Annotated in this window: 25 protein-coding genes; 7 read left to right on the top strand and 18 right to left on the bottom strand. The window is 39.5% G+C overall.

What is annotated here, in order from left to right:
* Positions 1 to 6: 6 nt before the first annotated feature.
* From menC to menB, 6 genes are read right to left on the bottom strand one after another with little or no spacing between them, the layout of a single operon-like run.
* Positions 7 to 1,110: an o-succinylbenzoate synthase gene (menC, locus tag IGL32_RS01695; protein ID WP_016618130.1), complete on the bottom strand. Its 1,104-nt coding sequence runs from the start codon at positions 1,108 to 1,110 to the stop codon at positions 7 to 9.
* Positions 1,111 to 1,935 carry a 2-succinyl-6-hydroxy-2,4-cyclohexadiene-1-carboxylate synthase gene (menH, locus tag IGL32_RS01690; RefSeq protein WP_010707853.1) on the bottom strand — a complete coding sequence of 275 codons (825 nt, stop codon included), beginning with the start codon at positions 1,933 to 1,935 and terminating at the stop codon, positions 1,111 to 1,113.
* A complete protein-coding gene (menD, locus tag IGL32_RS01685) occupies positions 1,923 to 3,656 on the bottom strand; it encodes a 2-succinyl-5-enolpyruvyl-6-hydroxy-3-cyclohexene-1-carboxylic-acid synthase (protein WP_156210158.1) in 1,734 nt (577 codons plus the stop codon). Before menD ends, menH begins: the two co-directional genes overlap by 13 nt.
* On the bottom strand, positions 3,656 to 5,023 hold the full coding sequence (locus tag IGL32_RS01680; RefSeq protein ID WP_156210159.1) for an isochorismate synthase: 1,368 nt from the start codon (positions 5,021 to 5,023) through the stop codon (positions 3,656 to 3,658). Before IGL32_RS01680 ends, menD begins: the two co-directional genes overlap by 1 nt.
* A complete protein-coding gene (locus IGL32_RS01675; RefSeq protein ID WP_025192074.1) occupies positions 5,020 to 6,477 on the bottom strand; it encodes an o-succinylbenzoate--CoA ligase in 1,458 nt (485 codons plus the stop codon). The genes IGL32_RS01680 and IGL32_RS01675 overlap by 4 nt, the downstream gene beginning before the upstream one ends.
* Positions 6,478 to 6,481: 4 nt before the next feature.
* On the bottom strand, positions 6,482 to 7,351 hold the full coding sequence (menB, locus tag IGL32_RS01670; protein WP_002383695.1) for a 1,4-dihydroxy-2-naphthoyl-CoA synthase: 870 nt from the start codon (positions 7,349 to 7,351) through the stop codon (positions 6,482 to 6,484).
* A gap of 110 nt (positions 7,352 to 7,461) precedes the next feature.
* Between menB and IGL32_RS01665 the strand changes: the two genes are divergently transcribed.
* Positions 7,462 to 7,842 carry a PaaI family thioesterase gene (locus IGL32_RS01665; RefSeq protein ID WP_002361187.1) on the top strand — a complete coding sequence of 127 codons (381 nt, stop codon included), beginning with the start codon at positions 7,462 to 7,464 and terminating at the stop codon, positions 7,840 to 7,842.
* A 69-nt stretch (positions 7,843 to 7,911) separates the two neighbouring features.
* On the opposite strand, the gene IGL32_RS01660 is transcribed toward IGL32_RS01665, so the two are convergent.
* Positions 7,912 to 8,511 carry a LysM peptidoglycan-binding domain-containing protein gene (locus IGL32_RS01660; RefSeq protein WP_002355317.1) on the bottom strand — a complete coding sequence of 200 codons (600 nt, stop codon included), beginning with the start codon at positions 8,509 to 8,511 and terminating at the stop codon, positions 7,912 to 7,914.
* Positions 8,512 to 9,329: 818 nt separating this feature from the next.
* On the opposite strand from IGL32_RS01660, the gene IGL32_RS01655 reads away from it, so the two are divergent.
* Together IGL32_RS01655 and IGL32_RS01650 are read left to right on the top strand one after the other, a co-directional pair.
* Entirely contained in the window at positions 9,330 to 10,811 is a 1,482-nt protein-coding gene (locus IGL32_RS01655) for a peptide MFS transporter (protein WP_002355315.1), read from the top strand.
* A gap of 106 nt (positions 10,812 to 10,917) precedes the next feature.
* Positions 10,918 to 11,118, top strand: coding sequence for a hypothetical protein (locus tag IGL32_RS01650; protein ID WP_002355314.1), 201 nt, complete (start codon positions 10,918 to 10,920; stop codon positions 11,116 to 11,118).
* 59 nt (positions 11,119 to 11,177) lie between these two features.
* Here IGL32_RS01650 and IGL32_RS01645 read toward each other — a convergent pair whose 3' ends face one another.
* From IGL32_RS01645 to IGL32_RS01620, 6 genes are all read right to left on the bottom strand, one after another.
* Positions 11,178 to 11,966, bottom strand: coding sequence for a gluconate 5-dehydrogenase (locus tag IGL32_RS01645; RefSeq protein WP_002362994.1), 789 nt, complete (start codon positions 11,964 to 11,966; stop codon positions 11,178 to 11,180).
* Positions 11,967 to 11,987: 21 nt separating this feature from the next.
* Positions 11,988 to 12,827 carry a 5-dehydro-4-deoxy-D-glucuronate isomerase gene (kduI, locus tag IGL32_RS01640; RefSeq protein ID WP_002355301.1) on the bottom strand — a complete coding sequence of 280 codons (840 nt, stop codon included), beginning with the start codon at positions 12,825 to 12,827 and terminating at the stop codon, positions 11,988 to 11,990.
* 12 nt (positions 12,828 to 12,839) lie between these two features.
* Entirely contained in the window at positions 12,840 to 13,847 is a 1,008-nt protein-coding gene (locus IGL32_RS01635; RefSeq protein WP_002385349.1) for a sugar kinase, read from the bottom strand.
* A 4-nt stretch (positions 13,848 to 13,851) separates the two neighbouring features.
* The gene (locus tag IGL32_RS01630; protein ID WP_002364953.1) at positions 13,852 to 14,499 is read right to left on the bottom strand and encodes a bifunctional 4-hydroxy-2-oxoglutarate aldolase/2-dehydro-3-deoxy-phosphogluconate aldolase; all 648 of its coding nucleotides are present in this window, start codon (positions 14,497 to 14,499) and stop codon (positions 13,852 to 13,854) included.
* 160 nt (positions 14,500 to 14,659) lie between these two features.
* Positions 14,660 to 15,412, bottom strand: a complete 753-nt coding sequence (locus IGL32_RS01625) for an IclR family transcriptional regulator (protein ID WP_002355294.1) — start codon at positions 15,410 to 15,412, stop codon at positions 14,660 to 14,662.
* 130 nt (positions 15,413 to 15,542) lie between these two features.
* A complete protein-coding gene (locus IGL32_RS01620) occupies positions 15,543 to 16,010 on the bottom strand; it encodes a MerR family transcriptional regulator (RefSeq protein WP_010824998.1) in 468 nt (155 codons plus the stop codon).
* A 100-nt stretch (positions 16,011 to 16,110) separates the two neighbouring features.
* Between IGL32_RS01620 and IGL32_RS01615 the strand changes: the two genes are divergently transcribed.
* Positions 16,111 to 17,628 (top strand): MDR family MFS transporter, encoded by a 1,518-nt coding sequence (locus tag IGL32_RS01615; protein ID WP_002385351.1) that lies wholly within the window; start codon positions 16,111 to 16,113, stop codon positions 17,626 to 17,628.
* Positions 17,628 to 18,332: a DUF4811 domain-containing protein gene (locus IGL32_RS01610; RefSeq protein ID WP_010824997.1), complete on the top strand. Its 705-nt coding sequence runs from the start codon at positions 17,628 to 17,630 to the stop codon at positions 18,330 to 18,332. The genes IGL32_RS01615 and IGL32_RS01610 overlap by 1 nt, the downstream gene beginning before the upstream one ends.
* 54 nt (positions 18,333 to 18,386) lie before the next feature.
* On the opposite strand, the gene IGL32_RS01605 is transcribed toward IGL32_RS01610, so the two are convergent.
* From IGL32_RS01605 to IGL32_RS01595, 3 genes are read right to left on the bottom strand one after another with little or no spacing between them, the layout of a single operon-like run.
* A complete protein-coding gene (locus tag IGL32_RS01605; RefSeq protein WP_002389717.1) occupies positions 18,387 to 19,616 on the bottom strand; it encodes an ABC transporter permease in 1,230 nt (409 codons plus the stop codon).
* Positions 19,613 to 20,323, bottom strand: coding sequence for an ABC transporter ATP-binding protein (locus tag IGL32_RS01600; protein ID WP_002383683.1), 711 nt, complete (start codon positions 20,321 to 20,323; stop codon positions 19,613 to 19,615). Before IGL32_RS01600 ends, IGL32_RS01605 begins: the two co-directional genes overlap by 4 nt.
* A 9-nt stretch (positions 20,324 to 20,332) precedes the next feature.
* Positions 20,333 to 21,511, bottom strand: coding sequence for an efflux RND transporter periplasmic adaptor subunit (locus IGL32_RS01595; protein ID WP_156210160.1), 1,179 nt, complete (start codon positions 21,509 to 21,511; stop codon positions 20,333 to 20,335).
* A gap of 320 nt (positions 21,512 to 21,831) precedes the next feature.
* On the opposite strand from IGL32_RS01595, the gene IGL32_RS01590 reads away from it, so the two are divergent.
* Both IGL32_RS01590 and IGL32_RS01585 read left to right on the top strand, forming a co-directional pair.
* The gene (locus IGL32_RS01590; RefSeq protein WP_156210161.1) at positions 21,832 to 22,470 is read left to right on the top strand and encodes an NAD(P)H-binding protein; all 639 of its coding nucleotides are present in this window, start codon (positions 21,832 to 21,834) and stop codon (positions 22,468 to 22,470) included.
* Between the two features lie 78 nt (positions 22,471 to 22,548).
* A complete protein-coding gene (locus IGL32_RS01585; RefSeq protein WP_156210162.1) occupies positions 22,549 to 23,664 on the top strand; it encodes an NAD(P)/FAD-dependent oxidoreductase in 1,116 nt (371 codons plus the stop codon).
* A 66-nt stretch (positions 23,665 to 23,730) separates the two neighbouring features.
* Here IGL32_RS01585 and IGL32_RS01580 read toward each other — a convergent pair whose 3' ends face one another.
* Positions 23,731 to 24,885, bottom strand: coding sequence for a mannitol-1-phosphate 5-dehydrogenase (locus IGL32_RS01580; RefSeq protein ID WP_002355280.1), 1,155 nt, complete (start codon positions 24,883 to 24,885; stop codon positions 23,731 to 23,733).
* A 14-nt stretch (positions 24,886 to 24,899) separates the two neighbouring features.
* The gene (locus IGL32_RS01575) at positions 24,900 to 25,337 is read right to left on the bottom strand and encodes a PTS sugar transporter subunit IIA (RefSeq protein WP_002355279.1); all 438 of its coding nucleotides are present in this window, start codon (positions 25,335 to 25,337) and stop codon (positions 24,900 to 24,902) included.
* Positions 25,338 to 25,339: the final 2 nt, after the last annotated feature.

The following is a 25,339-nucleotide window of genomic DNA, read 5'->3' as shown; positions in this document are numbered from 1 at the left end:
TTATCATTACATGATTTTTTGATACTGACTGTATTTTAGCAAATTCGTCTGGGAAAGTGTAACACCAATACCAAGTCCCTGAGGCACGGTCATTGTCCCTTGCTCTAAAATAAAAGGTTCCGTGATGATATCTTCATAAAAATAGCGTTCCGTTGCTGAAATATCACCTGGAAAGGAAAAGGTAGGCTGTGATGCAAATTGCAAATTCAATGCGCGACCAACACCAGACTCAAACATACCACCTAACCAAACCAATAAATCATTTTCTTGGCAAAATGTGGCAATCTTCAACGCCTCGTGAATCCCACCTACACGAGGAATCTTCAAATTGATACTACGGCAACTGCCCAATGCTAACGCCACTTGGCAGTCTTTGAGACTACGAATATTTTCATCCAAACAAATTCTTGTCTTCAGTTCTCTTTGTAATTGTGCGTGATCTAAAAAATCATCTGCAGCAAAAGGCTGTTCAATCATCGCTAATTGATAGTGATCTAAACGTTGCAATTGAGACAAATCAGCCAATGTATACGCTGAATTGGCATCGACCATTAAAGGCAAGTTAGGAAAATGCTGACGAATCAAAGCAACGGGTTCCACATCATAACCGGGACGAATTTTCAGCTTCACTCGTTGATACCCTTTTTCTACAGCTAACTGAACTTGTTTAAGCAATTGAGGTAAGTCTTCTTGAATCCCTAAACTAATCCCTACAGGAATTTTCCTCCGCGTTGGTCCAAAAAATTCAGTTAAACTCTTCTGTTGCCGTTTGGCATATAAATCCCAGATGGCAGTTTCTAACGCAGCTTTTCCCATCCAATGCCCTTTAACTTCTTCAAAAATTGTTGAAACCTCTTGCGGCTGTTCAAGCGCTTCTGTTAAAAGTAACGGAATTAAATGCTGTTGGATGATGAAGCGTTCGGTTACCAACGTTTCTTGCACATAATCAGGTTGCTCAAAAGCCACTAATTCGCCAAACCCTTGATTTCCTTGCTCATCCGTTATTACAAATAGATCAAACGCTTTTTCTTCCAGGCGACCATAGCTCGTGACAAACGGCGTTTTTAAAGGCAAACGAACCTGATAGGTTTCAATTGATTGAATGTTCATTCAGATGGCTCCTTCCAATAACGCTGTCACCTTTTCATAAAAAATCGTTGGTTGTTCCAAATGGATACAATGTCCTGCTTCAGGAAAAATTGTCAGCCTCAACAACGGTTGACGTGCCTGCATTTTTTTCGCAATCCCAATAAATTTTTGATCTTCGCCGCCTACCAATAAATCGGTAGGAATCGGCTGCAATTCTGCTAGACGTTCCCAGTAACTCTCTTGCGCTCCTGTACCCATATACCACAAACTACTAGCCAACCCAAAGGCCGATTGGCTCAAACGTTCCTGACGAATGGCCATTTGCTGTGCCACAGGCAAGGCTTTTTGCGTTTGAAATAACGGTAATTCTTGCCAGAAATCAATAAAATCCACAAGCGGTTCCTCTAAGAGACGTTCCGCCAAACGATGATCTTGACAGATACGAGCCTGACGTTCTGCGGCGGTGGCCAAACCTGGTGATCCACTTTCCAATAAAAGATGCTGTACCTTTTGTGGATAATGTAATGCAAAACCTAAAGCTGTTCGAGCGCCCATTGAATAGCCTAATAAACAAAAGCAAGGCAAATTTAGCGATTCGGTTAGTTCAGCAAGATCATGGCAAACCTGTTTCATGGTATAACGCTCTGGTGCTACCAAACTAGCAGTCGCGCCATGCCCAGGTAAGTCAATTCCTAAAACGTTATAAGGTGTTTGACTGGGAAAAACGGCTGCAAACGTGGCTAACGTTCCTGTGAAACCGTGTAAACAGACTAGAGTCGTTCGCTTTGCATCAAAAGGTGTTAACCATTGATAATGGTACTGCATCCCCCGAATTAACCGTTCCATGAAATCCCCTGTCTTTCTACTCGTCTACCAATTTCAGCTAAAATTGATTCGTACAAATGAACATTCTCTTGACGATTTCCTTTGACTTCGATCACTTGAAATTGTGGTTCTTCAGCCGCTGTTTGTAAAATTTGCTTGAGCTCCGCGATTGTTTTGACTTCTTGATACGAAGCACCGTAAAGTTCAGCAACTAACGAAAAATCTAAATCAAGCGGTGTTCCAAATAAAGGCTCGAAATCGTCCTCACGTAAAGTTCGTTGAGATAGAAAAGAGAAAATCCCGCCACCATTGTTATTTAATAAAACAATTGTTAACGGCAACTGATAACGTTTAGCCAAAAATAAACCATTCATATCATGATATAGCGCTAAATCACCAATCAGTAGAACGTTTTGCTGTGTCGGTGCTACGGCACTCATTCCTAAAGCAGTTGAAACAATCCCATCAATCCCGTTGATGCCGCGATTTCCAAACATCCGATAAGGGCGACTATCCATAAATCGATCTAAGTAGCGGATAGCCATACTATTAGATACAAATAACTGACCGTTCTCTTTCATCGTTTGGTGAACAGCTAAGCTGGCTGTTGTTTCATTTAATTCTGTCGCGTTCAGCGTTTCTAGAAGAACTTCAGAGACCGTTTTTTCCAGCAGGAGCCATTGTGCTAACCAAGTCGCTTCTGTTGGTTTGACAACCGTTAACAGTTGTTCTACAAACGTGGTTTCCTTTGCCTGAATAACGGTTTGTGATTTTTTCAATTGCTCTTGCCATTGCCCATTTTCGTCCACAAAATAAAAAGTAGTCTCTGTCGTTGCTAAGCGTTTCAACCATAACATGATGTTTTTAGAAATTGGCAGCGAACCAAAACGCACTACCACTTCTGGTTCTTGTGGCAAGGTCGCCACATTTAGAAACAGATCACTGTGTGCAATAACAACTTCACTATTTTGCCCATGTGTCACAATGTTTGCTAAAGGATCCGCTAGTAACGGCCATTGCAAAGCTTCGGCTAATTGAATAAATAACGTCGCTTCTTCCTCTGTATGACTGCCACCGACAACCAAGACGCCGCTTTTCTGGTACCATTGATCCGCTAACTGTTGCACTTGTTCTGTAGAAAGGATTGATTGACCAGCGAATAAAGCCGTTTGTTGAGAACTCTTTGTTTTTCTCTCTAAGTCAGGTAATAATGGTTCCCGCAAAGGAAAATTCAAATGAACAGGTGCAGCAGGCGTTTGTTGCGCGAATGCTGCTCCTTTAGCGCCTTGCCAATAGGCGTAATTCAACATCTCTTCTGTTGCTTCTGGCAAAGCCATTTCAACAAATAATTTCACGTGATTTTGATACATTTGTAATTGGTCCATGGCTTGAGGAGCACCAACTTGACGTAACTCATGTGGCCGATCCGTTGTTAAAACGACTAAAGGCACATGGCTAATATTGGCTTCGCAAATTGCTGGATAATAGTTTGCAGCTGCTGTTCCAGAGGTACAAAGTAAGACCACTGGTTTTTGACTCGCTTTACTTAATCCTAAAGCAAAAAAAGCAGCGGAACGTTCATCGACATCGACAAAAGTTTGGATTGCGGTTTCCCGATGAAGTAATAAAGCCAGTGGTGTGGAACGGGACCCTGGACTAATGACTGCTTGTTCAACCCCGCTATTTTTTAAGCCTTCAATAAAGGCCGTTAAATAATCGGTCATTGTTTCTTGATGATTCATTAAACCTGCCCTCCAATTCCTCGTAACATCGGTTGAAATTTTATTTTCGTTTCTTCTCTTTCTAGCTCTGCTTGGGAATCCGCAACAATACCACAACCTGCATAAAGAACGCCTTGCTGACCAGCAAAGACACCTGAACGCAATGCCACAGCGAACTCGCCACTATCATCATTCCCTGAAATCCAACCGATTGGCGCACCATATAACCCACGACTCCCTGGCTCATATTGTCGAATCCATTCGACTGCCAACTCTTTGGGCTCACCGCCTAAAGCTGGCGTTGGGTGTAGCTGCATCACACTTTCCAAAAACGAAATTCCCGGTTTACGTTGACCCGAGATTGGCACATAAAGATGTTGTACATCTCGATTTTCCAAAATAATGGGTGCTTGAATACTGTTTTCAGAAGTCGTCATCTTCGCCAACTCTTTCTCTAAACGTTCCACCACAATTTGGTGTTCTCCGGTATTTTTGCGGTCTTGTAAAAGTTGTGCTCCTAAAGCTTTCGTTTCTTCTGGTGTTTGACCCGTTTTAATGGTTCCTGCAATACAAGCGGTCGCAAACGCTTCTTTAGTACCCAACAGAAGTCGTTCTGGTGTTGCACCAATGAAACTTGTGTCTTTGGCTTCTAAAGCAAACAAATACGTATTTTGTTGTTGTGCCATTAAATTAACGAGCACTTGGTTACTTCGAATTTTTTCAGGACTGCTCACAGCAAGTTGTCGAGCCAAAACCACTTTTTTTAAAGGGCCATCTTCTCTTAAGACTGCTACGGTTTCGTTAACAGCTTGTAGCCATTCAGTCACGGCAACTTCTTCCTTGTCAATCTTTGTTTCCGCTACAGCTGGCAATTCCTCACAGGTAGCTAACAAGCGATCAAACTGAGCCACCAAAGTCGACCAACGTTCCTCGACTTCTTGTTCACTAGAACCTGAAAAGTTCAGCGTTCCATAAATACGTGATCCTGAAAAAGTAAATAGAATACTTGGTAGATAAAACCAACCTTCCCCTAACTCTCCCCAGGCCTCAGTAGGCGTTTGTTCTGTATCAAAAGGCAAACCGCCAAACAGAAGAGCCCCCGTACCAGAAATAGACATATTTTGAAAACGAGTTGCCGCCTCTTTTTTTAAAAAGTTGTTCAATTGCTGCGTTTCTGTTTCTGCGCCTTTTAAGATAGTTTCATATCCGAAGCCAACCAAAGCAAAATCTTTTTTCGGCGTTTGCCAAAAAAAACGTTCTCCTTGGTATGCCTTTTCACCAGCGGCAAAAATTGCCAAGGCTGTTTGTTCTGTTTCTAATGGAAAAACCCAACTGAACTGACGGGCATTCTTCTGATAGGCTTGTCGTAATTCATCAGGCAATTTCATCTGATTAAAAACGCCTCTCTTTCTTCTGTCATGAAACGATGTTTGGCAATCTTTCCACTTGCTGTTTGCGGGAAAGAATGACAAAAATAAATGCGTTTCGGTCGTTTATATTTTGCCAGTTTTCGTGAACACTGGTCTTGAATTTGCGCTAAGGTGATTTCTTGGTCACTAATCACATATGCAACTGGGACGGCTCCCCATTGCGCATCTGGTTCTCCTACAACTGCCGCTGCTTTAATTCCTGTTATCGCCTGTAACACCTGTTCAACCTCAGTGGGGTAAATATTTTCACCACCAGAGATAATGAGTTCACTTAAACGACTAACCAAATACAGGTAACCTTGTGCATCTAAATAGCCCATGTCGCCTGTTTTAAACCAACCATCTGCTGTCCATTTTTCAGATTGACGATGGTTAAGGTAACCTGAAACAACGTTTGGTCCCTTAAGTAAAATTTCCCCGACTTGCTTTTCTGGCTGTTCTTGTCCTAGTTCATCAACAATTTTGATCTGCATATCTTTTAACGGTTGCCCAGCAGAGCCGATTTTCAGCGCCGCATCTTCAAATTTCAAGGCAACAACTTGCGAACACGTTTCCGTCATCCCGTAAGATTGAATGACTGGAATCCCTTTTTCCTCACACTGCGCTAATTTATCCGGTGCAATCGGTCCGCCGCCCAATAGCATTCCTTTAAAGCTGGCGCTGTAGCCAGCCTCAGGATAGACAGACAATAATTGTTGTAACATTGTCGCAACCACTGAAATGACGGTTCCACGGCCTTCTTGTAAATCTTGTGTCACTTGCTGTTCATCAAATTTATCGTAAAGGCGAATACTACAACCTAAGACGAGTTGTCGAACAACAATCGACAATCCGCTAATGTGAAATAATGGGACTGCACACAACCAACAATCTTCAGCAGTAATCCCCATATTTTCTTGGGTGCCTCTAGCACTGGCCAAATGATTTTTAAACCGTTGCAAGACCCCTTTAGGTTGTCCTGTAGTTCCAGATGTATACATAATAGAAGCCACCGACTCTAAGTCACTTGGCTGTTGAAACTCCTGACGTGAAAGACTATGCTGTTTTTTAACCATTGGCTGAACGTCGACAAAAGAAATCTCCTCTAACAAAGCCTGCGTTTCAGGCGCACCAATAATCGTTTTAACTTGCGCATCTTTTAACTGAAAAGTCAGTTCAGCAAGTGTCAAATGCGTATTTAAAAATAATAACTCTTTCCCCAATTCCCATAAGGCTAGAATTGAAAAATACAACTCTTTGCTGTTCTTACTGAATAAAGCCACACGTTTTTCTTCTGGTGCAAGCACCTGTTGATATGTGGCTACCCAATGGCTGACTTCTTGTTGCACTTCTAAAAACGTCCAAGATTCATCCTGAAAATAAAAAGCAGGATGATCGGGACGTTTTTGTACTTGTTTATTTAACCAAGTCATTGGTTTATGGGAATTTAGGGAATTGATCGAAATCTGGTGTCCGTTTTTCTTTAAATGCATCTCGGCCTTCTTGTGCTTCAGCCATTGTATAGTAAAGAAGTGTCGCATCACCAGCTAATTGTTGCACACCAGCCAAGCCATCTGTATCGGCATTTAAAGAGGCTTTAATCATCCGTAAAGCAATCGGGCTTTTGGTTAACATTTCTTCTGCCCACTCCATTGTCACATCTTCTACTTGATCCAATGGAACAACGGTATTAATCCAGCCCATATCTAAAGCTTCTTGGGCAGAATATTGTTTACACATAAACCAAACTTCTTTCGCTTTTTTATGGCCGATAACACGCGCTAAGTAACCTGAGCCGTATCCACCATCAAAGCTACCGACATTTGGTCCTGTTTGCCCAAACTTAGCATTTTCAGCCGCAATTGTTAAATCACAAACTAATTGTAAAACATTGCCGCCGCCAATGGACCAGCCTTTCACCATTGCGATGACTGGTTTGGGAATGACACGGATTAACCGTTGTAAATCTAACACATTTAAACGTGGAATATTGTCTTCGCCAACATAACCACCATTACCTCGAACTTTTTGATCGCCACCAGAACAGAATGCTTGGTCACCTGCGCCTGTTAAAATAATAACCCCGACATCTTCTTTATCACGACTAATGTTGAATGCATCAATCATTTCCATGACTGTTTTTGGTGTGAATGCGTTGTGAACATGCGGGCGGTTGATAGTAATTTTTGCTACTTTGCCTTCTTGCTCAAATAAAATTTCATCATATTCTTTAATTGTTGTCCAGTTTCTCATTAGGAAACCTCCTTCATTAATCTCATCTTTTCTATTATACACAAGAATCGGCACTTTAGAGAAAAAGTCGCTTGAATTTTAAGAAAAAACATGGCTATTTCAAATTTTCTTCATTCCTGTATAATAAATAAAAAACCTTTTATTCTCTCTTTTATTAGAAAGGACTGATTACTATTCATCTTTTAGAGTATTTAGGTATCACGATTCAACACGTTTCTGCTGAGAAATGTCAGCTTACTTTAGCGGTAAAAGACGTGCATAAACAACCCTATGGCCTTGTCCACGGGGGCTTAAACGGCGTCTTAATTGAAACTGCCTGTAGTTTAGGTGCGAACGAAAACGTTCCTGAAAACACTTTTGCTGTCGGCATAGACTTACAAGTAAATCATCTTCGTAGTGTCCATGATGGTAGCCTTACCGTGATTGCGACGCCCGATCACTCGGGAAAGACCCTTCAAGTTTGGGAAGCAAAAATATATAACGCAGACCACCAATTGACGAGCGTGGGGCGTTGTACCTTAACAAATCGACAAAAAAAACAGTAATCTTTACAGGTTACTGTTTTTTTGTTTATGGTTTTTAATAAGTAATTAGATTACTTCGTTTATTTAATTTTAGTACCAACCATTTGCTAACCAGAATGATTTAGCTGCATCCCATGAACCATAGCGACCTGCTACGTACTGATCTGCCACGCGTTCTTGGTTGGCAGGTGAATAGTCACCATTTAAATAAGAGGCAGATAATTGGTAACGACCGATATACTGGCCGTTTGTTGCATCGTAAGAACCACTAGATTCACGTTGTGCGATCCACTCTTTCGCATCACTGCTTGCGGCAGGTGCTGCTGGTTGCGCTACTTCTTGAGCAACAGGTTGTTGTACTTCTTGTTGTACTGGTTGTGCAACAGGTTGTTCAACTACTTGTTGCACTGGTGCAACTTCTACAGCTGGTGCTGGAGTATTAGCAACTTCTTTTTCTGAACGAATAACTAATTGTTCTCCTTCAAAAATTAAATCAAGGTTTGGCAATTTGTTATCAGAAGCAATTTTTTGAATTAAGCTATTGTCTCCTGCAAATTGATGAGAAATTGTTGATAAAGTATCTCCTGCTTTAACTGTATATAAGCTTTCTGCGTTTGCGTCTGTTCCTAAGAATAATCCTAAACCTGCGGCCAAAGTTGTTCCAAGTAAAATCGTTTTGATTGATTTCATGTATGTTTCTCCTTTGTAATTAAAAATATTTGATTGTTGCTCTTAGCACTCGGCAACAACCACGTCTGCTTCGCTTTATCGAAACGACTTCACATACTTTATCATCGAATGGCCGGCCGTAGGTGAATATCTCGTGACAATTTATTACTAGAATGTCGGTTTTGTTACATTTTGTAATAAAAAGCTGCTGGAAGCTTGATATTATCCTGTTTATATTTTGCGAAAAAAAGTTAAAAAAACAGGATTTTATTTTTGAGAAACCGTTTTCTAACCCTTGATTAGCCCTTAAATGTCGGTTTTGTTACATTCGTTTCAGTCAAAAAGTAACAAAATGTTAAATATACTAGACATGAGAATGTTTTTTTCAAAAACTCACGCCTAAAAAGAACAGGTGTTTTCTTTGAATTTTTTTTATCATTCACTATTTTTATTTTTCCTTCTATTATATAGATAAATTTTTTGTCGTATTCATTTTTCGATTCTGAAAAAACACTAAGCACTTCCTATTGAAACAAAAAGAGTTAAACAAAAAAATCTTATATTTTGCTTGTTATTTATTCATTTTAATCTTATTCAAAAAAGGAACAGCTAAAGCAACTATGAAAACAAAGTATTGAAAATAAAGCAGAATAAATATTCATTTTTATTGTAATTCACGAATAAAAAACAAATAATCACTCGAACGCTTGTTATTTAAAAACGTAATCAGTTTTTTCTCTTTCTATTTTCCAATCTATGAGTAATAAAATATATGAATCTACATTTAAGTCATTTTATTATCAAATATTCTGAATATTATAAGAATTGGAGTTTTATCTATGAGTGACAAAGAACAACTTGAGAAATTAGACAAATCCTTTCTGGGACAACCGAAAGGACTAGCAACACTGTTCTTCACAGAAATGTGGGAACGTTTCAGTTACTACGGCATGCGTGCTATTCTAATGTATTACATTTACGATACCGTAGCCAATGGCGGTTTAGGTCTCCCCAAAGCAACTGCCTTAGCCATCATGTCCATTTATGGATCAATGGTTTTCATGTCCAGTATCATTGGCGGTTGGGTCTCTGACCGTGTCTTAGGTTCAAGGAAAACTGTTTTTATTGGTGGTTTGTTAATCATTGCTGGACATATTGTTCTCGCTACCCCATTTGGTGTCCCCGCCTTATTCGTTTCTATTATGTTAATTGTATTTGGGACTGGGATGTTAAAACCAAACGTTTCAGGGATGGTTGGCCATCTTTATTCAAAAACTGACTTACGTAGAGATGCAGGCTTCTCCATTTTTTACATGGGGATTAATATCGGAGCCTTAATCGCTCCCCTTGTTGTCGGAACTTTAGGACAAGAATATAATTATCATTTAGGCTTTTCCGTTGCTGCAGTAGGGATGTTCTTCGGGCTACTACAATATTATTTCCAAGGACGTAAATCTCTGGCTGGAATTGGTCAGGCCCCAACTAATCCAATGTCTAAAGAAGAGCAAAAGAAATTTGCTAAAGCATTTATGTTGGCAATTGTCGTTGCTTTACTTATTTTTGGTGGCGCCTATGTCACAGGACATTTAACAATTGATTTCTTTATTAATACCATCAGCGTGTTAGGAATCCTGTTACCAGTTTATTATTTCAGCAAAATGTTAACGTCTAAAGATGTCACTGCTGAAGAAAAACCAAAAGTTCTGGCTTACTTGCCATTATTCTTAGCAGCAATTGTTTTCTGGTCATTGGAAGAACAAGGTTCGTCTATTCTTGCTCTATTTGCAAATGAACGGACGCAAACGAGTTTGTTTGGCTTCCCGATTGCCGCTAGCTGGTTCCAATCATTAAATCCTGTATTCGTAGTTATTTTGACCCCTATTTTTGTTACATTATGGACAAAACTAGGTAAACGTCAACCATCAACAGTTGTGAAGTTTTCACTAGGGCTAGTCTTTGCTGGTCTTTCCTTCGTCTTATTAATGTTGCCAGGTCTACTTTATGGTACCGAAGGACGAGTGAGTCCACTTTGGTTATTCTTTAGTTTCTTCATTATGATTGTCGGAGAAATGTGTTTATCTCCCGTTGGCTTATCGATTACTACAAAATTAGCACCGAAAGCTTTCGAAGCTCAAACCGTTGCTATTTGGTTATTAGCAGATGCCGCTTCACAAGCCATTAACGCTCAAATTGCTCGTTTCTATACACCTGGAACAGAGTCAGCATATTTTGGGATTGTCGGACTTGTAGCTGTCGTTGCTGGGATTCTCTTATTTATTGTGAAAAAACCAATCCAAAACTTAATGGGTGACGTCCGTTAAACCGTCAAAAAAGTTGCCTTTCTCTTTTTTGAAAGGCAACTTTTTTATACAGCGTTTTGATAACGTTTTCATCAAGTGGTATACTAAATAGAAGGAGGACGAGGACATGCGTTACTTAATTGGCGGTATTTTTTTATTGATTAGTATCTGGCAATTCATTGTTACTGGACGGACATTTTCCTACTTAAAGAAAGAGGGCGGCAAAAGAACCTCACCATTTATTCTGTTAGGACTATGGAGTAGTTTAGTGTTTGCTATTATTTCATTTGCTGTGGCGATTGCTTCTTTCTTTTATGTGAGTTTTTAGTAGAAGGCTAGCCATAAGTAAAGGAGCGAGATTGCTAATCTCGCTCCTTTACTTATTTATTATGGTTGTTTTCCAATATAAGCTAAAATTCCACCATCAACATATAAGATATGTCCGTTAACAAAGTCAGAAGCGTTAGATGCTAAGAAAACTGCTGGGCCAGCTAAGTCTGCTGGTGTGCCCCAACGATTAGCAGGTGTTCGTCCCAAGATGAATTCGTTAAATGGATGCCCTGGTTCTCTTAATGGCGCCGTCTGTGGCGTTTCAATGTAGCCAGGTCCAATCCCATTACATTGAATATTATATTGTCCATATTCAGAAGCAATATTTTTCGTTAACATTTTTAGTCCGCCTTTTGCTGCCGCGTACGCACTAACTGTTTCACGACCTAGTTCACTCATCATTGAACAGATATTGATAATTTTGCCATGACCCTTTTCAATCATATCTGGAATAACCGCTTTTGCCATAATAAATGGCGCATTCAAGTCAACATCAATCACTTGACGGAACTCTTCTGCTGACATATCCACCATTGGAATTCGTTTAATAATTCCCGCATTATTGACTAAAATATCAATAGAGCCGACTTCTTCTTTAATCTGAGCAACCATCGCTTGAACTTGCTCTTCATCAGTGACATCACACACATAACCACGTGCTTCAATCCCTGCGGCCCGATAATTTTCCAAGCCTTGTTCAACTGATTCAGGAGATAAGTTATTAAAAACAATTGTTGCTCCTGCTTCAGCTAAGGATTTCGCAATCTCAAAGCCAATCCCATAAACAGCACCTGTAATTAACGCTACTTTTCCATCTAATTGAAAATCATTCATTTTAAATTCCATGTTTTCTCCTCTTTCTTTGGTTTATTTTAATTGATCCATTGCAACCATATCCATGTCTGTGTACGTAATATTTTCTCCGCACATGGCCCAAATAAAGGAATAATTACTTGTACCAACCCCAGAATGAATTGACCAGCTTGGTGAAATAGCTGCTTGTTCATTACTCATTACTAAATGTTTCGTTTCGTCTGGTTTACCCATCATGTGGAAAATCCGCGTATCTTCTTCCATATCAAAATAAACATACGCTTCCATACGACGTTCATGTGTATGACAAGGCATTGTATTCCAAGCGCTACCTGGTTCTAAAATGGTGTAACCCATTTGTAACTGGCAACTTTCACAAACGTTCGGATGAATGTATTGGTAAATTTTACGTTGGTTCAATGTTAATGGATCACCCGTTTCCATTGGGGTAATTTCATCAATACTAATTTTTACGTTGGGATATTTATGATGTGCTGGCACACAACTAATGTAAAATTTCGCTGGATTATCAGGGTTTTCTGAAGAAAAACGAACATGTTTTGTTTCTTTCCCAATATAATAGCCATCTTGTTTTTTCATTGTTTCTTTGGCGCCATCAATTTCAATAAAGCCTGGTCCCCCAATATTAATAACCCCTAGTTCACGGCGTTCTAAGAAATAGTCAACCCCTAATTCTTTGTCCAAAATAATTTCTAATTCTTCTGTGGTCGGTGTCACACCACCAAAAATCATCCGATCATTATGTGTGTAGGTTAAGCTGATTGCACCTGGAATAAAAACTTTCTCTACTAAAAATTCATCTCTCAATTGTTCTGTTGAATAGTGACGAATATCCGCCGGACTATGTGTATAACGTGTTTCCATATTTTGCATAACTAAAATCTCCTATCTATTTATTTTTCCTGAGCCCGTTGCCAAAAAAGCAAGGACTTCTTTTTGACTAAATTGATTACAATCACCATGGACAGTATGTTTTAACGCACTAGCCGCTGTCGCAAAATCAATGCAGGTTTGTGGATCATAGGCAGCTAATATGCCATGTAAAACCCCACCAGCAAACGCATCACCGGCACCGACACGGTCAACAATCGGTTGTAATCGATGACATTTGGACGTATAATACGCACCTTTGTACCATAGCGTTCCGATTAATTCATTATCTGTCGCTGAATGAACTTGACGTTTGGTTGAATAAAATACTTGAATGTTGGGATAACGTTCTTGCATTTTTCGGTAGTACCACGTTAATGCGTCTTCAAGTTCTTCCTCTGGTTCTGGAATCTCCAGTAAATAACGAGCATCTAATACCCCAGCTGAACAAATATCAACAAATGGAAGAATGGCCTTCAATGCCACGCTCGCTTCTTTCTGGGACCAAAGTTTCCCTCGATAATTAATATCAAAACTTACTTGGCACCCTGCTTGCTTCGCTGCTTTAACTAACGCAACCGTCATACTTTGCCAATTTTTTGATAACGCCGCTGTAATCCCTGAAATATGAAAGATCTCTACTCCTGAAAACAGCTCATGTAAGTCCCATTCCATTTCTTCGATTTGAGCAAAGCTTGAATAGGCGCGATCATAGACAACACTGGCTGCTCGTTCTCCTGTACCAGTTTCCAAGTAATACGTTCCTAGACGTGTTCCGCCAGTTCGTACAAATTCCGTTGAAACCCCATAACGACTTAAATGCTTTTTGGCGGCTTCTCCTAATGAATTATCGGGCACTTTACTAGCAAAAGTCACTTGGTGGCCATAGTTCGCTAACGAAATCGCTACATTCGCTTCACCACCGCCGTAATGTACAGCGAAATTTTCTGTTTGTGCTACGCGTATTCCGACAGGCGTGGACAAACGCAACATGATTTCTCCCAATGTTACGACTTTCCCCATGCGCCTACACCCCTTTGATTGCTTGGAATTTTTCCATATAGGCTTGGGCAACCTCACGAACTTTTTCAAAATCCCCAGTTGCTGCTGGCGCTAACAGATTGCCACCAACACCGACGGCCGTCACACCTGCGTCAAACCACTCGGCCATATTTTCCAAACTGACACCACCCGTTGGCATAATATTTAACTGAGGCAATGGCGCTTTAAATGCCGAAATAACACTCGGTCCATAAACACTTCCCGGAAATAGTTTAATAATATCTGCTCCGCTTTTCAGTGCTTCTTTCATTTCTGTGATGGTCATACAGCCTGGCAAGTAAGGAACTTGATATAAATTGCAAATTTTAGCGGTTTCTTCATCGAAGCTTGGACTCACAATATATTCAGCCCCTGCTACAATAGCTAAACGAGCAGTCGTAGCATCCAAAACTGTCCCCGCACCAATGACTACGTCAGGATTCTCTTGGTATAACGCAACTAATTCCTGAATCACTTCTGTTGCTTGAGGAACAGTAAAGGTTAACTCAATCCCCCGCATACCGCCTGCTACAATGGCTTGACTAGCTTTTAGCGCTTCCTCTTTTGTCTTTCCGCGAACCACAGCAATCACGCCAGCATTTTCTAATTTTTGTAAAATTGATACTCGCTTCAACAGACTCCCTCATTTCTTATTTAGAAATATATATTTATTATAAAGAAATTAACAACTTCATTATACAGATAAAAAAAGAAAATGCAAACGTTTTTACAAAAATAAAAAAAGAAAGACAAACAAAAATCCCAATCGACTTTTGTTTGTCTTTCTTTTTCTACTATAATTTCGCTTCAATCGCTGCTTTTGTTGCTAAAAGGGCTTGATTAATCGTCGTTTTATTTTCCTCTGTCAAACGATATTTCGGCATGCTTACACTAAAAGCACCCGCAATTTCGCCATCTTTCATTAAAGATACTCCGCTACAGAAAATATCTTGTTCAATTTCTTCATCATCGTAAGCAACCCCCGTTTGTTGCACTTGTTTTAATTCTTTTTTCAAACGCAAGGGATTGGTAATCGTATTTTCGGTATAGGGAATTAATGTCTGCGTGTCTAAATATTGTTGCACTTGTTCTTCCGAAAATTCTGCTAAAACGGCTTTACCCATGGCCGAATTATACAAAGGTCGAGTAATTCCCACTTTCGAGGACATGCGAATCGTTTGATTTTTCGGTTCTAATTTATTGATATACAGAATTTCATTATTATTTAAAATCCCTAAATGAATGGTTTCATCGACCGTATTTTGAAGGTTTTCTAAATAAGGTACCGCAATTTCAGCTAAATCGATTTGCTCCACACTTTGATTCGCATAGCGAATCAATTTTGTTCCTAAGCGGTACGTCTTGTTCGTGTCTTTTTGAACATAGCCAATTAATGTTAAGGTTTCTAAAATTTTGATTGCCGTTGATGCCGTCATTTCGGTATTCTTTGCAATTTCCTGTAAGGTTTGATCGGGTTGTAAACTTAGACAGTCCATTATTTTAGCCGCTTTTAACAAGACTGTTCCGTAAGGTTTTGTTTCTTTCATCGAGACCCTCCTTTTCCATATAAGAAATTATATAGAAAAATAAAGAAATTGCAAGAAAAAAAGAACTCGAAGATTCATTCAGTAACGTTTTACTTTCACTTCAGGTCTTTCTCCCAGTCCTATTTCATTCTTATTTTCTTTTCTTTAGCTCATCAGAAACATCTGTATCCTTAGGAATTAAAAGATACTCACTGACTTCTGTGGTTTCATTAAATACGACATATAATTTTTGTTCTTCATCGAAATCGCCCAAATCAATCGCTACGTAATTGGGACAAACTTCTGAGATACCATGAAACATTTGACTAAAGATTTTTTTCGTCATCCCCACATTACGATGCTGCTCCTCTGCTTTTTCCACCGCACTTTGTAACGTATATCCTTCATCTAAAAAACGCTTGATCCAATGCACTTTGACGACTGTATGTAACCGATATTTCCGTGGACCGTTTGCGTCTTTCGCAATGGAAGAAATATACCCTTTTTCTTCCCAATAACGAAGTTGACGTGGCGAAACTTCAGCAATTTCACTTAGTTCACTAATTCCTATCAACAAATTTTCTTCATTTAACAAACGCTGAATCATTTTTGACCACATTAGTTTAACTTCCTTTCCCTTATCCTTTCCTTAATTGTAGTTTTTTTTACACCTTTGTCAAGTAAGTTGACAAAGATTCTAATTAGTTGTAAAGTAGTTAATGCAATTTAATTTGAAACTTACAGAAAAAGGAGCGATATATGTGACTTCACAACAACCTGTGGATATTCACGGAAAACCTTATAACCGGTCGTTACTAGTCGGCGTTTTACTAATCGGAACATTTTGTACGATTTTAAACCAAACACTTTTAACGACGGCCTTACCTACATTAATGAAAGAATTTGATATTTCAGCTTCAAGTGTACAGTGGCTAACCACTGGATTCCTACTTGTGAACGGCATTATGATTCCCATCAGTGCTTGGTTGATTAACAAATTCAGTTCAAAAAAATTATACATAACAGCGATGTCAACGTTCTTAATCGGAACCATCATCTGTTTTGTAGCGCAAGACTTCGGCATGTTATTGACTGGACGTCTTGTTCAAGCCGCAGGGGTCGGCGTATCTATGCCTCTTTTACAAACAATTATGCTTTCAATTTTCCCGCCTGAAAAACGTGGCGCTGCCATGGGCACAACGGGAATTGTTATCGGATTAGCACCCGCTTTAGGTCCAACATTATCTGGTTGGATTATTGATTCTTATACATGGCGTGACCTTTTTGGGATGGTCATTCCAATTGTTGTTTTAGTCCTAATTTTGGCTTCATTTTTAATGAAAAATGTCATCCAATTATCTAATCCAAGTATCGATGTCTTATCGGTCATTCTTTCTACTCTCGGCTTTGGTAGCTTACTTTACGGCTTCTCAAGCGTTGGTGATAAAGGTTGGGGTAGCCCGCAAGTCTATGGATTCTTAATTGTTGGTGCGATTGTTTTATGTCTTTTTACATATCGACAATTGCATTTAGAACAACCTTTCTTAGAACTACGCGTTTTTAAATCAAAAGTCTTTACTGTTGCAGCCATTTTATCTGGCGTAACCAACATGGCAATGATTGGCGCCGAAATGGTTTTACCTTTGTATATCCAAAATATTCGTGGTGAATCTGCCTTCCATTCAGGGTTAATGCTTTTACCAGGAGCGTTAGTCATGGGACTTATGATGCCAGTAACGGGTCGCATTTTTGATAAAATTGGTGCCCGTCGTCTTGCGATTACTGGGATGTTTATTTTAACAGCTGCAACGTTACCGTTTGCTTTCTTAACAAAAGCAACACCTATTATTTATATCATTGTCCTATATGCGATTCGGATGTTTGGTATTTCGATGGTCATGATGCCTGTGACAACTTCTGGCATGAATGCTTTACCAATGAATTTATTAAGTCACGGAACTGCTGTAAACAACACCTTCCGACAAGTAGCCAGCTCAATTGGAACAGCTGTTTTGATTAGTGTTTTAACAAATGTTACCAAAGACGGCTTACCTGCATCGGACTTATTAAAAACAGCCCCACTCACTTATCGCGACCAAGCAACAAACGCAACACTAAACGGTTATCACGCAGCCTTCTTCGTGGCAACAATCTTTGGCGTTCTCGGCTTGGCGATTACTTTCTTCTTAAATAAAAAAGAAGCGATGCCTGTTAAGGAAGTAGGTGCAATGAAATAATGATTATTTTCCTTTTAATCCTTTGCGTGTTAGGCTTTGCCTACACAAATGTATTTGGCCGAAAAGTCTGGCATAAATTCTGTATGGTTATTTTTGGTTTAGGGTTCTTAGCTTCGTTAAGTCTTATCGTTTTAAACGATAAAGATCATTTTGGTATGACCGAAGTTACTCAGGACAAAACGTTTGAACTAAAAAGCAGTAGCGCAAGCAAAGATGGCCCCAACATGTTATTGTACCAGCCGTTGGGCGATGGTTCCGAAAAAGTTTATTTATATAACACACCAGATAAAAAGAAACTACAAAAAACAGGAACGGAAAACGTCACAAACACAGTTCAAAAAGATGCTCAAAAAGCCACATTAGTCCAAAAAACGACGAAATGGTCCTATCAAGAGTCTTGGGCCAAAACACTATTTGGCCTTGCTGACAACGATAACCAATTTGCAAAACAAGAAAACACCTTCAATGTTGCTAGTGACTGGCTAGTTTTAAGTGCTGATCAAGCCAAAAAATTAGGCGAATATATGGAACAACATGCCGCTGATATCAAAAAAGAAGGGACTGAAACAGTTGGCAAAAAAATGATAGCCGCTATGATGGCCAATCCATCAATGTCCCAAGAAGAACAAGCGAAACTCACCGAACAATATACCAAAGAGTTTCAACAAGAATTGATTCAGAAAATTCTTAGTGATATGAAATAAAAAAGCGAGCTTGATAGGATCATCAAAAAAGATGTGACTACCAAGCTCTTCTTTTTAATTATAAATCGCTTTAATCGGATCCATCCTCGAGGCACCAATTGCTGGAATAATCCCGAAAAAGATACCTGTGAAGACCGAAACCAATGTTGAAATGGCAAAGATGGACGGCGTAATAATTGGCGTAATCGAAATATACCCACCGACCACAGTTGCCAATAAATAGCCGCATCCGACACCAATCAAACCACCAATCAATGTGATAAACGCTGCTTCCATTAAAAATTGGAATAAAATGACTCGTGGTTTAGCACCAATGGCCCGACGAATCCCGATTTCTCGTTTCCGTTCCGTGACAGACACATACATGATGTTCATGACGCCAATTCCCCCGACTAATAGGGAGATTGCAGTAATTGCCATCAGAAACATTGTCATACCCGTGACCATTTCTTCCATTTGTTGTTGGAGTTGTTGGTCTTGGTCATTTTCTTTAAACGTTCCTTTCACTTCAGGATGATTTTCACTTAAAATAGTGATTGCCTGTCCTAAAATTGCTTCACGGTCCGCTCCCTCACGAACCTTAATATTGATGCCACTAATTGCTTTTGTTTTCGCTAATTTATTGTATGATTCTCGAGAAACAAAACTACTCATAGCAGTTGCCCAATCATCGTTCATACCCAAACTATCTAAATCTTTTGGTGCTAAAATACCAATCACCTTGTACATATAACCACCAATTGAAACAGCTTTTCCAATGAGTTGGCTAGGATCATCAAGCCGAATTTGCGTTTCAAAGATATCATGATTTAAGACAATCGCATCTGTATTTGCATCGCTCGGTTGAAAATCACGACCATATAAAATATCATTCTGCCCTTTAGTCGACGTAATGGATAAATTCGCTTGCGCCCCAAAATAATCCATTGGTACAAACAAATTGTCTCCGCCCCCCATCATTGATTCACCATATTGAGGATAAATACTTTCAATTCCTTGAATGTCTTGTAATTTTTTCAAGTCCACTCGGCTAAACGTATAATCTGGCTCTTCATAGGACATAAAATTGTCACTGCTACCATCCGACATTGTATAATGAATCTTCAAAACATCCGCGTTCACTGCACTGGATGCCTTCACAACTTGACGCTTCATCCCTTCACCTAGCGCAGAAATCGTTACGACTGATGTAATCCCAATAATAATCCCGACCATCGTTAAAAATACCCGCAACTTATGCGCCTTTAAGCTTAAAAAAGTACTAACAAATAAATTAGCAATCATCTAATCACCTCTTCTTCCAAAAAGCGACCATCTTTCATATGAATCACTCGTGAGGCATATTTTTTCATATCTTCATCATGTGTCACCATGACAATTGTTTTGCCCTGTTCATTCAATTCTTTCAATAATTCCATGATTTCTGTACCCGTTTCACTATCCAATGCCCCAGTCGGTTCATCAGCCATAATCAATAATGGATCATTCACCAAGGAACGAGCAATGGCTACTCTTTGTTGCTGTCCTCCAGAAAGTTCAGTAACTTTTGATTTGGCTTTTGTTTCCAAACCGACAATTTTTAGGTACTTCTCAGCAATCGCTTTTTTCTCAGCGCGGCTTTTTTTCCCTTCATAAACACAGGGCAATTGAACATTTTGACTAACATTTAAGGAATTAATCAAGAAAAATTGTTGAAAAATAAACCCTAGATATTCATTGCGAAAGGCTGATTTTTTATTTTCAGACAATTTTGAAACATCTGTTCCTGAGAAATGATAGCTTCCGTCTGTTAAGCGATCCAAGAAACCGATAATGTTCATCAGTGTTGTCTTACCGCTGCCGGACTTCCCCATGATTAAAATGAACTCTCCTTGATGGATGGTCAAGTTCAATTCTTTTAAAACATGTAGTTTTTCCTTACCTACTGGATAGAACTTGTTAATGTCCCGCAATTCAATGAGGGGTTGATTTGTATTGTTTGCTTCCACCATCAAGCCCTCCTATTTCGACGCATCTGTCAGTGATTCGTTGGTTGCTGATTCATCAGAAGCAATCGCTGCATCTGATTCCACAATGTCACCGACTTTTACTGGTTTTTTTGAAGAAATAACCACTCGGTCGGCTGATTCTAAGCCAGATTCAATCGCCATTTTGTCGCCATTTTCTTGCCCGACTTGGACATCACGACGAATGATGGTTCCAAAATCATTCACTAAAACGTAGGCCTGTTCACCCTCTTTTTGAATCGCTTTTTTCGGTAACTCAATCGCCCCTAAATCGCCTAAATCAATGGTTGCTTGCATATGGTAACCATTTTTGACTTTGTCTAAATTGGCCAACGCAATTTTGACGCTATAACTAGACATCGTCGTGCCGCCCTCTGGATTGCCACTCGCGGCATCGCTGTTGCCTTCAGGAGGATTATCATCGATATAAGAAATTGAGCCATCCACAACCACATTGTTGGAAACAGAAGTTAGTTTAGCTTTTTGCCCAACACTAATTTTAGTCAAGTCCTTTTCATTCACTTTCCCAGCTAAATAAAGATCTTCTGAAGTTAACCGTAAAATCGGTGAATTGGCATCTTTTACTTCTGGAATTGATACGCGACCTTTGAAATTAGCCTTTGTGGAAATATATTGCTTCGCTCCTAAATCCGCTAAGGTTTCATTGGTAAAGGTAATCTCTTCATCTACCGCATCGACTTCTGTTTGATATTGTTCATTTAAATCATCACCAGACATCGTGCGGTCTTCTTCTTTAGTTTTATTAAATTTATCAATGGCCCGATTCCACTTATTATAGATATTCGCCCGCTTCGTTTCTAATTTGGCTAAGCTATTTTGTTGTGCCTCAATTTCTTTTGTGACCGCCTCATCTTCATAAGTAAATAATTCTGTGCCTGCATCTACGACATCGCCGTTTTTCACCTTAATCTCTGGATCCTTTGTTATTTTTTGATCACGCGCAAAGGCTTCCATTTGTTCCGGTTGGATGACACCGTTAATATAAATTTGTTGCAAGTCGGGAACGTCAAAATAGTCAATTCCCCAGTCATCTTTAGGCGCTTGCTTGACAGCTACATGTTGTGCATTTTTATTTAACGCATTCACAGTTACGATGCCCCCAACCGCAATTACCGCAACTGCCCCCAATATAATTATCGTTTTCTTCTTCATTTTCTTCGTTTCATCTCCTCATTCTGTCTATTTTCCCCAACAAACTAAATTGCTCGGTCGTTCACTTATAACTATTTAACCATGCTTGAATTCAAGAAACAAGGGCATTTCTCTAGGCCTTTAGTCTGATTTATTTCATTTTTGTTCATTTTTTTATTTATTTCACGACAATAAATAACCATTGTTGGGTCTTTGTATTTCAACAATCTAAAAAGGTTATTTTTATGTTATTTATAACTAAACTATGCGCAATCGAGATTTTTTGCTTCTTTTTTTATTTAAGGTACACTAGAAGAAACAATTGAAAGTGAGGGCTTGCCATGAAAGTCATTATTTTTGGCGGTAGCGGTTTTTTAGGTCAACAAATCGCGAAAATTTTAGTCCAACGCCAACATCAAGTCATCAGTGTTTCACGTCATGGAAAGCCTGCCACGCTCTCCGCATCTTGGAGCCACCAAGTGCAGTGGGTATGCTCCGATGTTACTCGTGACACGAATTGGCAAGAACAGGTCCAGCGTGCTGACTGGGTCATTGATACAGTAGGTATTTTATTTGAAAATCCACGAAAAAAGAAAACCTATCAACGGCTAATTCTGACGCCAGTGAAAAAAATCAGCTCTTTTTTAGCACAACAAAAAAATCCAGCTAAGTTTTTATTTATTTCAGCCAATACTGTTCCTTTCCCTTTGAGAAAATATATGGATGCCAAATTGGCAGCGGAGGAACTAATCCACCAAGAAGTCGCCGAAGCAGTAATTTTTTATCCTAGTTTACTTGTAGGTCAAAAACGTACCGGCACCATACTTTTTAGTAAATGTATTTATTTTTTTAAGAAAATCCCCTTTTTAAAGAACTTATTTATTGGTTATGATCCTGTGCCTGTGGCAGAAATGGCACAAGAAATTGTTCACGTTTTAGAAGGCGGCAATTCTATTTACACACACAGAAGGACCAGCTAACAAGTTATCTCTCAATCGTCTCTGTCTAGAGGCGGTTTTTTTGTGTTACAATACAACTGTTCGAAGGAGAGAAGAAGCATGAAAAAAATTGCCATTATTGGCGGCGGCATTATCGGAATGACGTTAGCTAATTATTTAGATCCACAAAAATTTGACATTACCGTTTATGATGAAGGGATCGGCCAAGCGACTAAAGCGAGCGCTGGGATTATTTCCCCTTGGCTATCCAAACGTCGAAATAAGAAATGGTACCAATTAGCGCGAGAGGGCGCTGCCCTATTTCCAAAGCTAGTCAAAGATTTTCAGCTGACGGAGGATATTTATCGTCAATCAGGGACAGTCATTTTGCGCCCGGCAGCCGCTTTGGCAGACTTAGCCCATTTGGCAGAAGAGCGTAAGCAAACTGCACCTGAAATTGGAGAAATCACGATGTTGTCAGCGGTTCAAACAGCGAAGTTCTTACCGCTACTTAAGGAAACTCCCTCACTTTTTATTTCTGGCGGCGGTCGCCTAGATGGACCAGCTTATCTAAACCATCTTCAGAAACGCGCCGAAGCTAAAGGGGTCACTTTTTGCTCACAACGGGCGCACTTTCGACAACTGAATCAAGGGTGGGAAATTGTCACAAATTCAGAAAAAAAGAGCGTTGATTTTCTCGCTTTAACACCTGGTCCTCATTTAAAGGAATTACTCGCTACTTTAAATTTATCTGTGGACATTCGTCCCCAAAAAGGACAATTGTTAGTTTTCGAGACCCCTTTTACAAATAGTCAGCAATGGCCTGTTGCTATGTTAGATGGCGAAGCCGATTTAATTCCTTTTAATCAAGGAAAAATTTTATTAGGTGCCACCCACGAAAATGAACAAGCCTGGGATTTAGAAGAGACTGTTAGCGCTTTTCAACAACTAACTTCTGGGACTGCGCCATTTCTAAAAGAAGCAAATCAGCTTTTTAAGCAACCCATGCATTACCGCGTTGGTACACGTGCTTATACATCTGATTTCGCTCCGTTTTTTGGTCCTTTGCCAGAGCTGCCCCACCTTGTGGTTGCTAGCGGACTTGGTTCATCAGGACTCACTACTGGCCCATTCATTGGTTACCAATTAGCTGAATACTTCAATACAGGTGCCTTCAAAGGAGAGCTTTATCAAAAACCACTTAGTCAATATGTAAAAAACAACCCCTCACTTTAATCAGTGAGCGGTTGTTTTTTTCTTTAATTAAGAAATGTGAAGTATCTTGGTAGAAGGATTTTGTTATTATGCTACTTGTGGTCGCGCATAGCGTTCTACGTTTTGTTTAATATTTTTAACCGTTTCTGGATCTTCAATGCCCGTTACTTCAGCGATCACTGTATCAACACTTTCTTGGTCAAGCATTTCCTGTAATTGACGGCTTTGTTCATCTTCTGGATCATGATAATTAAAGACAATACCAATCATTGCTAATAAATGCGGCGACACTAGATTGCGTTCCTGTAATTCACGGATTGGTCGAATAAACCGTTCTTGCGCACCTAATTTTCTGATTGGTGTCCGTGCTACACGTGTAATAGCATCTGAAATATATTTATTTTGGAAACGTTGAATAATTTTTTCAATATAGGCTGCATGTTCTTGTTCATCAAAATTCCATTTAGCCACTAAAAGTTTACCGGTTTCCTGCAAAACTGATTTGAGTTGTGCTACCACTAAGGCGTCCTGCATCGCTTCGTCAATGGTTTGATAGCCTAACAACGCCCCTGTATAGGCAACTGTAGCATGGCCAGTGTTTACACTAAATAATTTTCGTTCAATATACGGCTCTAAATCAGCAACGTAATGAACACCTTCTAACTGAATCTCTTTGGCTTTTCGGTTGGTATCATCAATGACCCATTCACAAAAAGGCTCAACTTGAACAAAAAGTGGGTCTTCATGTTTTTGTAATGGAACAATCCGATCAACCGCCGCATCAGGAAAACCAATCCATTGTTCAGCATAAGCTGGGTTTTTCAAATATTTGGCCACTTCTTCTGCTAAAAAGGTTGAACCACCAATCATATTTTCACAAGCGATAATATCCAGCGGCTTTTGACAATTTGCTTCGGCACGTGCATCAATTCCTTGAGCAATTAATTCAGCAATTCTTGGTAAAATATTAGGACCAATTGCCGTCGTGACTAAATCGGCTTCCGCAATTGCTTCTACTACTTTTTCTGGTTCTGTCATGTTATTTAACCCGGTCACATTTTCAACGTTAATTTGTTGATGTGAGGCATCGGCCAATTCAATTGTATAACTTTTACGTTCTTTTAACGCTTGAATGATGGTTTCATTAACATCCACAAACGTAATATGAAACCCGTTTTTAGCTAAAATTTCGCCGATAAAGCCGCGTCCAATATTTCCTGCTCCAAAATGTACTGCGTTCATTCTTATTCTCTCCTTTAAGCAATGGCTAAATTTTCTGTTATTTCTTCTTTACTTAATGCATCGGCAAGTTGCACCACGTTATCCATATCACTACAATAAAGTGCAATTTGTTGGACTAATTGCAAATGTTCTTCACCGACTCCGGCAATCCCAAATAATACGGTAGCAATTTTTTCATCTTCTTCGGTGCCAAAATTAACACCCTCTGGAACTTGCACTACACAGATTCCTGATTTTTTCACTAATTTTTTGGCTTCTTCTGTTCCATGAGGAATGGCAATAAAATTCCCCATATAAACAGATAGCAATTGGTCTCTTTCAATCATTGCTTCGATATAAGCGGGTTCAACACAGCCTGCCTCGACTAGTTTTTCGCCGCAAAAGCGAATAGCTTCTTCTTTTGTATTAAACTGTTGATTTAATTCAATTGAAATATTCGTAAGATTTTCCATTG

Source organism: Enterococcus sp. AZ035, from assembly GCF_050548325.1.
GTDB classification, from domain to species: Bacteria; Bacillota; Bacilli; order Lactobacillales; family Enterococcaceae; genus Enterococcus; species Enterococcus faecalis.
Note: the sequence above shows the minus strand (reverse complement) of the source record. Positions and strands in the feature narration are given on the sequence as shown.